This window comes from Cytobacillus praedii, from assembly GCF_001439605.1.
In the GTDB taxonomy this organism is placed as follows: Bacteria; Bacillota; Bacilli; order Bacillales; family Cytobacillaceae; genus Cytobacillus; species Cytobacillus praedii.
The window spans coordinates 369-655 of the sequence record NZ_LMBX01000044.1 but is presented as its reverse complement, the minus strand read 5'-3'; the positions used below and the strand labels follow the sequence as shown (position 1 = coordinate 655).

The following is a 287-nucleotide window of genomic DNA, read 5'->3' as shown; positions in this document are numbered from 1 at the left end:
TGGTGGCTCAGGACGGAATCGAACCGCCGACACAAGGATTTTCAGTCCTTTGCTCTACCGACTGAGCTACTGAGCCAAATATAGTTTTATTTCCTAAACCTTGATTGCACTAAAAACTGTGCGGCAAAACCCCTTGGTCTTTGTTGCAAATTAAAAGTTTTCTATTCATGGAAGCCTCACTTCGTAGGCAAACTTTCAATTNATGCCGGCCAGAGGACTTGAACCCCCAACCTACTGATTACAAGTCAGTTGCTCTACCAATTGAGCTAGGCCGGCATAGTAAAAAG

Annotated in this window: 2 tRNA genes; both read right to left on the bottom strand. The window is 44.4% G+C overall.

Features of this window, described 5'->3' with window-relative positions:
- Nucleotides 1–76, bottom strand: a tRNA-Phe gene (locus tag ASU02_RS24870).
- A 127-nt stretch (nt 77–203) separates the two neighbouring features.
- Nucleotides 204–276, bottom strand: a tRNA-Thr gene (locus ASU02_RS24865).
- Nucleotides 277–287 lie beyond the last annotated feature (11 nt).